The sequence below is a fragment of the Glaciecola sp. 33A genome (assembly GCF_002836745.1).
Classification (GTDB): Bacteria; Pseudomonadota; Gammaproteobacteria; order Enterobacterales; family Alteromonadaceae; genus Glaciecola.
Window position 1 is genome coordinate 575,023 of record NZ_PJAR01000044.1, and the last position, 15,214, is coordinate 590,236.

At 41.8% G+C, this 15,214-nt stretch carries 10 protein-coding genes; 8 read left to right on the top strand and 2 right to left on the bottom strand.

Annotated elements, in window-relative coordinates; translation table 11 throughout:
- The first annotated feature begins 12 nt into the window (after positions 1-12).
- Positions 13-750 (top strand): pseudouridine synthase, encoded by a 738-nt coding sequence (locus CXF81_RS18625; protein WP_101182902.1) that lies wholly within the window; start codon positions 13-15, stop codon positions 748-750.
- An 8-nt stretch (positions 751-758) separates the two neighbouring features.
- Here the strand turns inward: CXF81_RS18625 and CXF81_RS18630 are convergent, their stop codons facing one another.
- Positions 759-2,141 (bottom strand): MATE family efflux transporter, encoded by a 1,383-nt coding sequence (locus tag CXF81_RS18630; protein WP_369828727.1) that lies wholly within the window; start codon positions 2,139-2,141, stop codon positions 759-761.
- Positions 2,142-2,257: 116 nt separating this feature from the next.
- On the bottom strand, positions 2,258-6,391 hold the full coding sequence (locus CXF81_RS18635; protein ID WP_198556431.1) for a S8 family serine peptidase: 4,134 nt from the start codon (positions 6,389-6,391) through the stop codon (positions 2,258-2,260).
- Between the two features lie 607 nt (positions 6,392-6,998).
- Here CXF81_RS18635 and CXF81_RS18640 point away from each other — a divergent pair.
- The 7 genes from CXF81_RS18640 to CXF81_RS18670 all read left to right on the top strand — a co-directional run bounded on the left by CXF81_RS18640 (position 6,999) and on the right by CXF81_RS18670 (position 15,110).
- Complete coding sequence (locus CXF81_RS18640; RefSeq protein ID WP_198556441.1) at positions 6,999-8,186, top strand: thiamine pyrophosphate-dependent dehydrogenase E1 component subunit alpha; 1,188 nt, start codon at positions 6,999-7,001, stop codon at positions 8,184-8,186.
- Positions 8,186-9,163 carry an alpha-ketoacid dehydrogenase subunit beta gene (locus tag CXF81_RS18645; RefSeq protein WP_101182904.1) on the top strand — a complete coding sequence of 326 codons (978 nt, stop codon included), beginning with the start codon at positions 8,186-8,188 and terminating at the stop codon, positions 9,161-9,163. Before CXF81_RS18640 ends, CXF81_RS18645 begins: the two co-directional genes overlap by 1 nt.
- Before the next feature lie 6 nt (positions 9,164-9,169).
- Positions 9,170-10,834 carry a dihydrolipoyllysine-residue acetyltransferase gene (locus CXF81_RS18650; protein ID WP_101182905.1) on the top strand — a complete coding sequence of 555 codons (1,665 nt, stop codon included), beginning with the start codon at positions 9,170-9,172 and terminating at the stop codon, positions 10,832-10,834.
- Between the two features lie 99 nt (positions 10,835-10,933).
- Positions 10,934-11,845, top strand: a complete 912-nt coding sequence (locus CXF81_RS18655) for a 23S rRNA (adenine(2030)-N(6))-methyltransferase RlmJ (RefSeq protein ID WP_101182906.1) — start codon at positions 10,934-10,936, stop codon at positions 11,843-11,845.
- Positions 11,845-13,677 carry a protein kinase gene (locus tag CXF81_RS18660; RefSeq protein ID WP_198556432.1) on the top strand — a complete coding sequence of 611 codons (1,833 nt, stop codon included), beginning with the start codon at positions 11,845-11,847 and terminating at the stop codon, positions 13,675-13,677. The genes CXF81_RS18655 and CXF81_RS18660 overlap by 1 nt, the downstream gene beginning before the upstream one ends.
- A 34-nt stretch (positions 13,678-13,711) precedes the next feature.
- Positions 13,712-14,566, top strand: a complete 855-nt coding sequence (locus CXF81_RS18665) for an acyl-CoA thioesterase II (RefSeq protein ID WP_101182908.1) — start codon at positions 13,712-13,714, stop codon at positions 14,564-14,566.
- Positions 14,567-14,585: 19 nt separating this feature from the next.
- The gene (locus CXF81_RS18670; RefSeq protein WP_101182909.1) at positions 14,586-15,110 is read left to right on the top strand and encodes a gamma carbonic anhydrase family protein; all 525 of its coding nucleotides are present in this window, start codon (positions 14,586-14,588) and stop codon (positions 15,108-15,110) included.
- Positions 15,111-15,214: the final 104 nt, after the last annotated feature.

The window sequence follows — 15,214 nt, forward strand, 5'->3', positions numbered from 1 at the left end:
CAGGGAAGCCAAATGTTAAAACGTCTTAATAAATATATCAGTGATTCTGGTTTTTGTTCACGCCGTGAAGCTGATGCTTTAATTGAAAAAGGCAGTGTTGCAGTCAATGGCGCAGTGCCTGAATTAGGAACCAAAGTCAGCTTAGACGACAAAGTAACGGTTAATGGCAAATTGATTGAAGCGGTTGCTGAAGATAAAACGGATCGTGTTTACCTTGCTTACAACAAGCCAATAGGAATAACTTGTACGACTGAACGAAAAGTGCAAGGTAATATTATCGATGCTATTGGCTTTGCAACCAGAATCTTCCCCATTGGTCGGTTGGATAAACCGTCAGAAGGGTTGATACTACTGACTAGTGACGGGGACATCGTAAACAAAATTTTGCGCGCTGAAAACGCGCATGAAAAACATTATCGCGTGATAGTAAATAGAGTGGTTTCAGATGAATTTATTAGTAAAATGTCATCCGGCATACCGATACTGGATACGGTCACGAAACCCTGTGAACTAAGACGGGCTGGCAAGTTTGGTTTTGATATTATCTTAACGCAAGGGCTAAATCGTCAAATTCGTCGCATGTGTGAATACTTAGGCTATGAGGTTACACGCTTAACTCGTAAGCGTATTATGCATGTCAGTTTAAGCGGCATTAAGTCGGGTCAATATCGACATCTAACGGATGCTGAAATGGTAGAGATGAATAAAGCATTAGAAAGTTCTACTAAGACGTTTACGCAAGTTCCATAATAGCCGCCTTAAGCGAACGCTTTAACATCATTCGCTACGCGTTTTTGGATGATGCTTACGCGCCAATACATTAATACAGCAGCGCAACTTAGGCCAGAAATAAAGCCTATCCAAAAGCCTTTGGCCGCCATTGCAGGAAACAACCAATCAGTTAGACCAAGCACAACACCAACAGGCAGTCCAACTAACCAATACGACACAAAACTCAATATCAACATGGCCTTTGTGTCCTTGTATCCGCGTAATGCGTTAGCCGAAACAACTTGGATGCCATCGCTGAACTGAAATAAAGCAGCGAAAAACAAAAGGCTAGACGCCATTAGAATAACCTCTGTATTCTCGGTATATAGCGCCGATATTTTGGTACCCAAAATGACGGTCATGGTCGCTGTAAATAAGGCGATGAGGATTGCGGATACAAGGGCACAATATACCGATATTTTCGCTTTTAGCGCATCTTCTTTACCGACGGTATAACCAATCCGAATAGCTAGCGCCATGCCAATACTCATCGGTAACATAAACATCAGTGAGGAAAAATTCAAAGCGATTTGATGCGAGGCGACAACCTCAGCACCAAAGCGAGCAAGTAACAAGGCAACGACGCCAAATAGTGAGACTTCAAACACAATCGTGAAGGCGATGGGTAAGCCAATTTTTAACTGAGTTAATTGTAAGTCTAGTTTGGGCCAATGAAACTGGGTGAACAATTCATACTTTTTTAATTTTTTGGCCATCATCATATACAGCAATGTTACAAACGCCATTACGTAAATAACAAGTAAAGTAGCGATACCACATCCAGCACCACCCATTTGAGGAACACCAAACAAGCCGTTAATGAAAATATAATTTGCCGGAATGTTAACCAGTAAACCAGCAAACATGATGATCATAGTAGGGCGTGTACTGGATAAACCCTCACAACAGTTGCGTAAACTTTGATACAGCGCAAACCCGGGAGCTGCGAGCAAGATATAGACAATATAGTCGACCGCTTTGGACCTCACATCGCTCTCCATTTCAACACTTGCTAGCAGTGGCGATACAACAAAAACAAACAATAACGCCAACACGCTCAGCATGAGTGACAACCAAACACATTGATGGAGCGCGTTTGCCACTTTGTTGGTTTGATTACTCCCTTGTAAACGACTTATGATGGGAGACAGACCCAATGTTACGCCTTGAATAAACATTAATACCGGCATCGTAATACTGAATCCAATAGCGACAGCAGCCATATCAGTGTAGCTATATTGGCCAGCCATGATGGTGTCTGATACGCCCATTAATGTTTGAGTGACTTGTGCTATAAGCAGGGGCCAAGCCAGAGTAAACAGCGATTTCATTTCTGTAAAGAAGGCTTGTTTGGTAATTTTTTGGCTCAAGATGACGGTTCAGTTAACAATTTTGCTAATGCTACCACATTATTTAAGCAAAAAAGAGCCACGACATAGCGACTCTTTACTTTACTGCTTGCTCGACGTAACAAGCCAGCAGAGTGTTAGCGGTTATTTTTCCTACCTAGCCTAAACAGCCTCCTAAAAAACAAGATAGGTACTAATAAAAATATGAATGCGCCCATCGAGCCACCGCCGCTGTTAGAAGACGGCACTGCTGTTACGGTTATACTAACTGATTGGCTAACCTGATTAATACCATCTGAAGCAACCACATCAAATCGTAATGTGGTTGGGCTTGATGGTGCATTGCGAGTTAATACTGTGCCATTTCGACCATCAATAGTCACGCTAACGCTATCGTTTTCCGGATCACTGCTGGTTACGCTCACTGTGTAACTTTGCCCAACTGTGACTGATGTGGGCGACGACACAGTGATCGTAGGTGCTTCATTGTTGCCAATGCTCACCGTTACCCGTGCAGTATCAATGTTACCTTGTGGGTCCTGCACGCTTACTTCGAGTGTAGCAACTTGCGGTCCCTCAACAGATGGCGCAGTAAAACCAACTGTTGCAGATGTCGTATTGGTTAGAGTGCCACTGGGACCGTCAACTTGACGCCAAGTAAAGGTTATCGCTTCACCATTAGGTTCGACCGCAACAGCTGTGATATTGATTGTTTGCGTTTCAATCACAGCGGCAGTTGCGTTGTTAGAACCGTCAATAGTGACAATAGGTGGAGCGTCTAGTTGAATTACGCTAGATAATATGGATGTTTCAACTTGTGCAGCCTGAATATTCGTAACATCGGACGTAATCGAAAAACGTAAGTCTTGTTCAGTGATGGTTGATGTTGGAATGAGTTCAAAAGTAATGATCTGATTTCCAACTTCAGCAGTTTGTTTGGTAATATTCCAATTTACCTCATTACCGGAAACAGCACCGCCTTGGCCCACAGAGTTTGCATCCAAACTAAAGCCAGAAGGTATTGGCAGGGTAATATCATAATTACGGTTTTCGGGTGAAGACGTACCTTTGACCAGAATATGAAACTCAGTGTTCTCGCCAATGTTAATGAAACTTGCAGCAGAGCGCAGTTCAACGTCTTGGCCGCCTTTGGTCAGATTAAATAGACTAACGCCAGAATCATCTGGAGCGCCTGCATTGCCAAACACAACAATGCCATAAAACTTATCATCTGTTTGTGCATCACCTAGGTCCCAATTTGCTCGCACATCAAAAGCATTACCTGCAGAAACACTTGAAGGGACTGAGAAGGATAGGGATGTGTCATCTGTACTCTCGTTAACAGCGGCGTAAAACAAATTATAGGTATCTGCTTGCCCTTCAATTCCCGCTTCATAGTTTTGTACCATCACCCAGTATTTTCCAAGCGATAATTCTGTGGTGTCAATATATTCAATAGAACCGCTGGTAGTGCTGCTATTAACGACTTCAACATCCTCCGGAATACCATTACCATTGGCATCAAAAACTAAGAAAAGGTCGATATCAGTGGCGCTGCTTTGAGTGATTTGCGCAACAATTCTTTGATGACTGGAATCGACATCAAACTCAAACAAATTAACCCCTTGTTGAATATCGTCAAAGACAAATGTGGGTGTTGAATCTTGCAATATCTCGCCATTGACTTCATTCGCTTTAGTAAATCCAAGTGTTGTTGCTGTAAAGCTAGTTTGGGTTTTACTTTTAATATTTTTAACTAAATATGAATCAGCTAAGCGACCTGCAGTTATCCTTAACAACTCGGGTATTGAACCCGCAGTCGGATATACTGATACAGGGAGATGTAAATCGGGCTGACCATTCGCTGTCATTGTAACTGCGCCAAAAAGCCAATCTGAACTACTTGCATTGGTGACATCAATAGTGGTGGTGATGATTTGTGTTTCGCCGACGTTTAAGCTAAACGATGCCGGTGTGCTCGTAATTTGAATATTAGGTGAAATAGTTTCGCTATTTACACTCCATGTACCTGATTTAGCCGCAGTAAATGTTCGACTCCAAACACAGGTATTAGCGCATTGGTTATCGGTAATGCTCGGCAAATTAAGTTCACGCGGTTCGCCTCCAATATTGGGATCAGCCGCGGCATAGTTTGCTGCGGTCTCATTCATAATAAGTCCAGCCTCGACTGCTTTATCAACTTGCACTCGACCAGAGCCTGAATCAAACCAATCAGCATTGGTCACAGCATCCTCTTTTTTTACCGTTCTTGAGGCAGTCATGGCTAAAGCTGAACGAATATTATCAGGCGTCCATGCTGGCTGAGCAGCCTTAATTAGCGCCGCAGAACCAGCGACATGTGGACTAGACATTGACGTTCCTGATAAATAACTGAAATCACCGGCCGCTGGCTCATGTCCATCATGACCGAATTGTTGGTCAGCCCAAGCAGCATAAATTTGAACTCCGGGACCACCGATCGCGGGTGTTAGTGTGCTGATACTGTTACTCGGACCTTTTGAAGAAAACCCGGCCAACACATCTTCGCGTTGTTGGTTAATGATAATATTGCCAGATGAGGCCGTTATTGTTGCGACATGATTACTGCCAAAGGCTAACCAATTTCGCAACAACGATGCTTGTGCAGATTGAAGATGGATACCGGCAACAACATATTGATCATTTGCCAGGTTATCTGAACCACCAACTACGTTTCCTAATACATAGCCGCCAGCACCACCATCTCTGACATTCACTGCCTTTTGCACGCGTGCTATTTCGCCTCGATCACAAACCACAATTTGTCCACTAAAAGTGCCCGCTGGAAACGCTTCTAAACATTGTGCTGGATCATTGTTAGGATCATTGGGGTTACTAAAATCACCAGCATAAACAATAGGTGCGGTAATGCCCCCAGAATTACTGGTACCCGTCAATGAACTTAGGTTTGTATTACCACCAGAAAAATTAGTTAACTGCTTTTGATAGCTTATTGAGCGCCCATGTTCAGAGGCAGCCACAGCGGTATACCACGGTGCATATTTTACCGTAGAACCGGCACTTGGACCACTATTACCTGCAGATGTAGCTACAAAAATACCCGCATTTTGTGCAGCAAGAAAAGCCAGTTCGGTTGAGCTATTCCACGGTTGACCGCCGCCACTAATTGAATAGTTAATGATATCAACCTGATCTTGGATTGCATCTTCTATGGCTGCATTAATTGCCGCACCGGAACAATCTCCATACGTGTCTCCTGCATCTTCCCGTCCGCCCCAGCACACTTGGTAACTGATGATGTTAGCTCGGGGCGCAACACCCGATATTCTATCAAAGACAAAGCCAGTTGCTATACCATCGCTCTCTATAGCGCCTAGTTCGGGTAACGATTCAGGCGTATTTAACAGTATATTACCTGCTGCAGTGCCCGCTACATGCGAACCATGACCACCATAATCTTCACCATTACGTGGCAAATCAATGCCAAAAACATCGGTGTCTGCATATTCGTCTGTGATCACGGGGTAGCTATAAACACCAATGAGTTTACTGTTACATAAATTACTAAAGTCACCTGCACAGTCACCTAAATATACACCAGACCCGAACGGGTTAATGTGTACGTATCCGTCTCCCGCAACTGCTGAAAATGATGGGTGATCAGTATTAATACCTGAATCGATGATTCCTACCACAACACCTTCGCCATAAGTGCCGACACCGCTGTCTTGTGCTGCACCGCTCCAAACTGCGGGGGCGCCAATAAGACTCGGACCTGTATCGGTGTCAAGCTTGTAAATACGGTCTTTGACTACTTTCAATACGCCCGGGAGTCGTGATATTGCACTAGCTTGGTCTTGGCTTAGCTTTATTGCCAAACCATTAAATGCAATTTTGTAGGCTAATGTGGGTTCAACGTTAACGACTTGTTTTTTTAGTAATGATAAAAATTGGTCATGCTTCGATGCTAAATAGCCCGAATAGGATTCAACTGCAGGGGAATCCAACTGTAATTTTCGATTGTTTGGTTTTGTCGCAGCATATTTTTCTATGCCACCTTCATACAATGCTACCGGCGCGTCAGCCAAATGCACTACGTAAAGATGTAGACCTGTCGTATCCTTGGGGTCATAAATAAATGACGCAGCGGTTAAGTAACTGGGCACCGTCTGTTTTTGCACAGTTTGTCCATCTTTTTCACTAAGACTATATGCCATGAAGGCGCTTGACGAGAAAGCAGCTAATATTGCTAAGGTGAATTTATTGTTCAAACGAACCTCCGATAATACTGATCTGACGAAAACTAAATTCATCGCCGTTCATTGGGTAACGTAGCTCACTATTTATTTCGTGACTATGCTAAATTACCATTAATTTTACTTTGACCTATTGTTTTAATTTATAACTTTATTTCATAAAGAAGTGTAAACGTTTTATGCATTTAATATTTTCATCCTAGCAAGATTAGTTTACAAACAAATATATTCGTGGTGTTTTATTGGTTTTTGCGACAACTAAATCGCTGCACGATGGCTAAATATGGTTCCATGAATTGAATGAAAACACGCAGCCAGTTTTCACATTGCCGAGCTTAGTAAAAGTGTATCGGCAGCACAATGTGACATCGACAGTTTTATTTTGGTCAAAACAGGAACAAAATTTGGCCTAATAGTGCCCCCTTAAGTCGACGTTATATTGCTTCTATTATTCCACGCCCATTTAGCAAATTTTTAACAAATAGGATGATTCATTTAAAAAATATGAAAAAATAGGGGTTTTATAATTAGTCGTTTACAAAATATGAAAAAAATAGCAAAAAAGACGATTCCACTATTAACTAATATAGAGCCTGATAATAAAATCCAATGGATGTTGAATATGCAAGACAGAAATCACCTTTCTGATGTACAACCAACAAACAGCGTTTGCTTGATTGAAAACGGTCTGATAGAAATACCAATGTTGCAATTGCTTGATGAAAATGGACACGAAACCAATAAAGAACAAAGTCCTGAAATTGATGAAGCAACAGCTAAGAGAATTGCAGCTACCATGCAGTACATTCGTCTATTAGATGAACGTATGGTTGGTGCACAGCGCCAAGGCAGAATTAGTTTTTATCTTGCTTGTACAGGCGAAGAAGCGTCTACAGTGGCGAGCGCTGCTGCGTTGTCATCCGATGATATGATTATGTCGCAGTATAGAGAACAGGGCGCATTAGCTTATCGTGGATACACCACCGAACAGTTTATGAATCAAATGTTCAGTAATGAATTAGACCCTAATAAGGGACGCCAAATGCCTATCCATTATGGTGATAAGGCATTGAACTTCATGACGATTTCATCGCCATTAGGCACGCAAATACCGCAGGCCGCTGGTTATGCCTATGGACAAAAAATGTCTGGAAAACCAGCTTTAACGATTTGTTATTTCGGCGAAGGTGCGGCTTCAGAGGGCGACTTTCATGCCGGCGTTAATATGGCTGCCGTATTAAATTGCCCAGTAATATTCTTTTGTCGCAACAACGGTTACGCAATTTCTACTCCGGTGGAAGAACAGTTTAAAGGCGATGGTATTGCATCACGCGGCATTGGTTACGGTGTTAAAACTATTCGCGTTGATGGCAATGATGTGCTGGCGGTTTTTGCAGCGACTAAAAAAGCAAGAGAAGTTGCTTTAGCGCATAATTGTCCTGTATTAATTGAAGCGATGACCTATCGTTTAGCCGCTCACTCTACTTCAGATGATCCTAGCGGGTATCGGTCTAAAAGTGAAGAAGAAAAGTGGCATGCGAAAGATCCTGTTGAACGCTTTAATAAATGGCTAGATAGCAAAGGTTGGTTCGACAAGACAGCAACCGATGCTTATCTCGAAAAGTCGAGGGCTGAAATTCTAGCCGCAGTCAAAAAAGCTGAAAAAGTGCCTGTTGCGTCTATCGATGAGATTGTTGAAGACGTTTACGATACGCCACCTTGGCACTTAAAAAAACAACTCGTAGAATTAAAAGCGCATATTGCAAAATACCCTGAGCACTATCCTAAAACATCAGGGAGTGTAAAATAATGGCGCAAATGAATTTATTACAGGCGATTAACAACGCACTCATTACGGCAATGACAGACGATGAAAAAGTCATGGTGTTTGGTGAAGATGTCGGCCATTTTGGTGGTGTTTTTAGAGCCACAAGCAACCTACAAGAAAAGTTTGGTAAAGGACGTTGCTTTAACACGCCGTTGACCGAGCAGGGTATTATTGGTTTTGCAAATGGACTCGCATCGCATGGTTCAGTGCCTGTTGCCGAAATACAATTTAGTGACTATATTTTCCCAGCGTTTGACCAAATTGTGAATGAAACTGCGAAATGGCGTTATCGTTCCGGTGGCCAGTTTACTTGCGGAACACTAACAATTAGAACGCCTTATGGCGGCGGCATAGCGGGCGGTCTTTATCATTCTCAATCCCCAGAAGCTTTTTTTGCGCATATTCCTGGCATGAAAGTGGTTATTCCGCGTAACCCACGTCAAGCTAAAGGGTTGCTGCTAGCGTCCATTAGAGACGATAATCCCGTGTTATTCATGGAACCGAAAAAACTGTATAGGGCCTCTGTTGGCGACGTACCTGAAACGGACTACGAATTACCATTAGGCAAAGCCGATATGGTAAAAGAAGGCACCGACATTACTTTATTAGCATGGGGAGCCCAAGTAGAGACCATTGAAAAAGCAGCAGCAATGGCGCAAGAGATTGGTGTGTCTTGCGAAGTTATTGATTTACAAAGCATACTGCCTTGGGATGTTGAAACAATTTGTGAATCGGTTTGCAAAACAGGTAGATTATTAATTAATCATGAAGCACCGTTAACGGGTGGTTTCGCGAGTGAAATTGCTGCAACGGTTCAGGAAAGGTGCTTCTTATATCTCGAATCGCCAATAGCACGGGTTTGTGGCCTTGATACGCCATTTCCATTAGCACACGAGAAGGAATATATGCCTGATCATTTGAAAACGTTTGAAGCTATTAAGCGAACAATGGACTACTAGGAGGCAATGATGAACGAATTTATATTGCCTGATATAGGCGAAGGTATTGTTGAATGCGAACTGCTTGAATGGCTTGTTAAAGAGGGTGACGTCATTACTGAAGATCAACCTGTTGCTGAAGTCATGACCGATAAAGCAACCGTTCAGATCCCGGCGATGCACAACGGCGTTGTACGCAAACTTCACTACAAGGAAGGTGACATCGCGAAAGTACATGCTCCTCTGTTTGCCATGGATATTGATGACGAGGTAAGCAATGAGACGTCATCTGAAGCGGTTTCTCCTTCACTAAGTGATAGTCCTGCTAGTCAGATGATAATGCCCCCTCCAGCACCAGTTGCAGGAATAAACGCAGAACAAATCGAAGCGTTTATTTTACCTGATATTGGCGAAGGTATTGTTGAATGTGAAATTGTCAAATGGTGCATTCAAGAAGGTGATCTGGTCACAGAAGATCAGGTCGTTGTTGAGGTCATGACGGACAAGGCCGTTGTTGAGATACCAGCGAAATATCAAGGTAAGGTTGTAAAACTGCATTATCAACAGGGAGATATTGCGCAAGTACATACGCCGTTATTCGATCAGTTGATTCAATCTGATGGTCCAGTTGTGTCAACTTCTCCAAGCGAATTAACAGTTTCAGCTACTACAGTAAGGCAGGCTGCTAAGACCGAGAATACTGATGACAGCGAGCTTGAGTCAGTGCGAAACAATCGTGCTAAGGCAATGGCTAGTCCTGCAGTAAGGCGCATAGCGAGAGAGCATAAGATTAATATTGCTCTGGTGTCAGGTTCAGGTAAAAAAGGCCGTGTATTGAAACAGGACATTGAGGCTCACATGCAGGGTCAAGATGAAATAGTACAAACTGCAAATCCTGGTGCGACAACGCAACAGGCAAATACTATAATGGCTAATGCCAACAGTAATCAGTTAACAGGCTCTAGTAATGAAGTCACGCAGTCAGCAGTAAGCAAGGTGATACCGATGCGTGGCATTAAAGCTGCGATGGCGAAACAAATGATGGCGAGTGTAAGCACAATTCCACACTTTACTGTTTCGGATGAATTGATTATGGATAACCTGATTACGCTGCGAAGTCAGTTAAAACCAGAGTTTGAGAAACAGGGTGTTAAGTTAAGTTTCATGCCTTTTTTCATCAAGTCATTGTCGTTGGCTTTGAAGTCGTTTCCTGAAATTAATTCGCGTTTAAACAAAGACGAATCGGAGCTACATTATTTATCATCGCATAATATTGGTATGGCAATTGACTCAAAAATTGGCCTACTTGTAGCGAATATAAAAGACGTACAAAACCTGTCATTATTTGAAGTTGCGCAAGAGTGTGACCGTATTATTAATGCTGCGCGCGAGGGGAAGTTGTCAAATACTGACTTAAGTAATGGCACAATAAGTATTTCAAATATTGGTGCTTTAGGCGGAATGACGGCAACTCCGGTGATTAATAAACCTGAAGTTGCTATCGTTGCATTGGGTAAAACTCAAAAGTTACCTCGTTTTAATGATAATGGTGAGGTAATTGCGCAAAGTATTATGATGCTTAATTGGTCAGGCGATCATCGCGTTATTGATGGTGCGACGATGGTTCGTTTTAACAATCTATGGATGAGTTATTTGCAGTATCCTGAAAAAATGTTAGTTCATCTTAAGTAAGCATTTTTAACTTAGCGTGTATCATTGTAATATATAGGTATCGTAGTGTTATATTAGCCCGCGTAAGCGGGCTTTTTTATTTTAAGAGTGAGAGTTTTAGTGCTCAGTTATCAACATTCCTTTCATGCTGGAAACCATGCAGATGTGCTTAAGCATCTGACTTTAGTTGCAGTGCTTGAGCGTTTGAATTTAAAGACAAAACCATATTTCTTTTTGGATACACATGCCGGTGACGGTATATATAATCTAAACTCAGAACAAGCTTTACAAAATTCGGAAGCTAAAACTGGTATTTTGCAACTAGAGTCTAATCGTCAGTTAGATAATGATGAAAACAATAACGTTAAAGGTAATTCTGCACTGTTTAATTCCTATGTAAACATAGTGAATCAGTATATTGGTGAGCAACAGTATCCGGGCTCTCCCATGGTAGCCTCTGCATTATTGCGCAAAGGTGACAACGCTTTTGCTGCTGAATTACACCCACAAGCATTTGAGTCACTGCAACGAAGTTGTCGCCGAACAGGTATTAAAGCGCAGCATCGAGACGGCTATGAAGTGCTGAATGCAGTTTTACCACCCACGCCAAATAGAGGAGCAGTGCTAATTGATCCTCCTTATGAGCAGGTGTGTGAATATCAACAAGTTATTGATGCGGTTACTAAAGCTATAAAACGCTGGCCAATTGGTATTTATATGATTTGGTATCCCTTACTCTCTGATACCAGAGAAGATAGAAGAACCAATGAGATTGTCAATAATCCTAAATCGGCGTTAAGTGAAAAAATGCTATCTCAATTCTCCGGGCTTAATGTAAAGTCGGTGCTAAATATACAGTTTTGTACGCTAAAACCTTCACAGAAAGTAGGTATGTATGGTTCTGGTATGTGTATATTGAACCCACCTTGGCAGTTAGATAATGACTTAAAAGAAATTCTTATGACGCTGCAAAAAATATTGCCTAGTGACAATAATGAACTATCAAAAGTGGAATGGTTAAAAACTGAATAATGCAGCAACCACAACTTAAACATTTCTATATTCCTGATGACCAGTCGGTTTATTTGCTCTCGCACAAGGACGCAAAAAAGCTAAAAAACTGGTTTGGCTTATGTATTTCACAACTTAAGAAATTAGGTTATACGGATATAGAAATGATTGGTAAGGGGGCGTTTGGATTTGCTTTTGCAGGTACCGATAAGAAAGGACGGGAGTTAGTCTTTAAATTTTCCCGAATCACCTTGCCCCAACATATTCAAGACAGACTCGAAGAAGAAGCTTTTATGCAAGGCTTAGTTGAGCATCCTAATGTTCCTAAGTTGATCGCTTTTCAGCAAATTAAGCGGCAATCAATTTTAGTCATGGACCGAGCTCCAGGAATTGATCTAGAAAAATATTCATTACGTGTCGGTCCCTTACCACCGAGAATTATCCTTAAAATAACCGTGCAAATTTGTGAAATTTTGCACTTCTTAAGAGAGTTTCAGCAAAATGGCGTGTTTCGTCCTGTCGTTCATGGCGATATCAAACCCTCCAACTTAGTTTGGGATGAGCACACAGAACAAGTCAGTCTAATCGACTGGGGTTCATGTGTCTTCGCGCAAATAGATCCATCAGGGCAGACGATTACCACTAATGTGATGGATTTGATGTCATCCGATTTACAGCAAACTAATGCAAGACTCGGCGATGTTTACTTTATTGGGGATGATCAACTGGATGGCAAATTATCGAGTCCTCGTTTTGATGAACAGGGCTTAGCGAGCACGATATATGCGCTGGCGTCAGGCCAAGGCTCACGATACGGTAGAAAGGCTATTCCAGCTGATTCGCTTGGTCTGCCGCTAGAGTTTGCAAAGGTACTGGCAGCATTAATGAGCAGTGACCCCATTGAACGTCACTCCGGTGGCGATTATTTGTTACAACAATACCCTCGATTTCGTCACTTTGTATTTGCCGAAGACCGCTACCAAGATCAAGTTTGTTTAGTCCCAACTTGGGGACATCAAGAAATAAAAGACATAGAAACGGTTGTGTATAGTTCAAGGAAGTCATATCTAAGACAGCAGGAAGGTATTGATATGACTGAATTAAATTATATTGATGATGCTCAGTTTGAGCGTTATTACAAAAATTACTTGCAAGGAATGGGTGAAACAGAGAAAGGATTTATTGCCGCGGTAAGCCGCCTAGGGAAATATCCTGTTGTCGGCGGGTTAGCAATTAGATGGGAGGATGAGGGGATTTTTGTCGATTCTAGCCTAAACTTATATAATCCGAACTTGCAGTTATCATTTGATCGAGGCGTTGATAATGTCATTAATTTAGCGCGTACTATTGTCAGAAAGGGGGTTTTTAAGAGTTGTATGTTTAATGCGAAAAACACATTGCATGTTGAACGAGTCACTGAAGAGAAACCCTTTGTGCCAAACCCAAAAATGCAGATTCCGTATGAGTTAAGTAAAACCTCATTAGGAGAAAATGAAAGTCGTATGCATTCTTATTTTGAAGATGGAGAGGATCCTGATGAATTGTTGAAATTGCCAGCAGCACTAATGTCAAAAATTAAAAGCTTAAACGCAATTCACCACACCGGGTGTATTATTTTTGAGGCACTTCCGAAACATTTGAAGGTGCATAATTATTACACTTTGCTTGATCATTCGATGGAGCTCGAATTCAAAAGCTTACTAAAGGAAATTATTGATTTAATTCCAAAAATTAATGGCTTAGGTATTTCAGGCTTCATGAAACTACCCTACAAAGACACACGATTTTTTAAGCATCAGGTAAAAATGACACAAAAATTTTACCCAAGAAACCCAAAGAAAATAGATAATTAGTAGTGAATTAACTACATGTCAAAGTGAGGTTACATTGTTAGATGTTAGATTAGAGTCGTTGTTCACGATGGAAAAAATTGAACAAGGTTTATATCGTGGTCAAAGCTGGGACTTAGGTTTTAGGGCGTTGTTTGGCGGGCAAGTTTTAGGTCAATCTATTGCTGCAGCTTATAAAACAGTTGAAGAGGAACGTATTATTCACTCCCTACATTCATATTTTTTATTACCAGGGGATGCTCAAAAACCAGTTATTTATGACATAGAAAATGTCCGAGATGGCCGCAGTTTTTCATCAAGACGAGTAAAAGCGATTCAAAATGGGCGCACTATATTTGTGATGACCGCATCGTTTCAAATTCCTGAGCCAGGGTTAAGTCATCAGTATGCCGAAATGCCAAAAGTGCCTCCTCCTGAGGAGGTTACTCCAGATATTCGTTTTTACGAGGACAAATATGACCAATTATCAGAAAGGATAAAAGAATCGTTGAGTTATCACCGGCCAGTCGATATTCGGACCGTCGATTCCGCTAATTCTTATACTGCTGAAAAACGCGAACCAAAGCGGTCAATATGGTTAAAGGGAAGGGATAAACTGGATGGCCCTTTGCAAGTGCATCAGGCGTCACTTGCCTACGCGTCGGATTATCACTTTTTAAGTACATCTCTACAACCGCACGGTATGGCAGTGCATGATAAATCACTTAGATTGGCCACAATTGATCATGCAATATGGTTTCATAAGCCGTTTAAATTTGATGATTGGTTGCTGTATGAAATGGAAAGTCCTTTTAGTGGAACGGGGCGAGGGTTAGTTCAAGGTAAAGTCTTTGACAAACAGGGGACGCTTGTCGCAACTACAGTTCAAGAAGGGCTAATGCGCCAAGTTTAGTTTTAATGAGGAAAAACACATGATATATCAGTTAGGTTCAGACAAAGTAACATTAGGGAATAATACTTATGTGGCTCCAGGGGCGCATGTTATGGGTAAAGTGACACTGCATGACAACGCAAGTGTTTGGTTCAATGCAGTATTGCGTGGTGACTGTGATCAAATAGATGTGGGTGAGGGCAGCAATGTTCAAGACGGTGCAATTTTACATACTGACTATGGTTTCCCAATGCGTCTTGGCAAAGGGGTAACCATCGGTCATAAGGTTATGTTACATGGTTGTGAAGTTGGCGATTATTCCTTGATTGGTATAAATGCTGTTGTTTTAAACGGGGCTAAAATAGGGCATCACTGCGTTATTGGTGCAAACGCGCTAGTCACTGAGGGCATGGAAATTCCTGATTATTCGGTGGTAATGGGATCGCCGGGTAAAGTAGTAAAAACGATTAAAGCAGAACAAGCCGAGATGCTAGAAAAATCGGCACAACATTATCAGAAAAATGCTCAACGTTTTAAAAATGAGTTAAAACAACAACCGCGGTAGTTTGCAGCGTGCGTACTTTAAAAGTATAGCGTAGTTGTATGATATTAGGGCAACTCAACAACGTTTCAGAAAGCTTGGATTACACATTATCACCCCCTAGTAAT